The 418-nt window shown below is 63.6% G+C and carries 1 pseudogene; it reads left to right on the top strand.

The features are described 5' to 3' along the window. A pseudogene (fliC, locus tag ACLJNW_RS23320) lies at positions 1-418 on the top strand (B-type flagellin); the annotation flags it as partial.

The raw sequence follows: 418 nt of genomic DNA, 5'->3' as shown, positions 1-418 counted from the left end.
GTTCTAACCAGGTCGGCAGCAACGGCGCGGGTACCGTCGCCAGCGTAGCGGGCACCGCGACCGCTTCGGGCATCGCCTCGGGCACCGTCAACCTGGTCGGTGGCGGTCAGGTGAAGAACATCGCCATCGCCGCCGGCGATAGCGCCAAGGCCATCGCCGAGAAGATGGACGGTGCGATCCCGAACCTGTCGGCTCGTGCCCGTACCGTGTTCACCGCTGATGTCAGCGGCGTGACCGGTGGTTCGCTGAACTTCGACGTAACCGTTGGCAGCAACACCGTGAGCCTGGCAGGCGTGACCTCCACTCAGGATCTGGCCGACCAACTGAACTCCAACTCGTCGAAGCTGGGCATCACTGCCAGCATCAACGACAAGGGTGTACTGACCATCACCTCCGCTACCGGCGAGAACGTCAAGTT

This window comes from Salmonella sp. SAL4457, from assembly GCF_046548235.1.
Lineage (GTDB): Bacteria > Pseudomonadota > Gammaproteobacteria > Enterobacterales > Enterobacteriaceae > Salmonella > Salmonella enterica.
The sequence above is the reverse complement of the archived record's forward strand: the minus strand, read 5'-3'. Positions and strand labels throughout refer to the sequence as shown.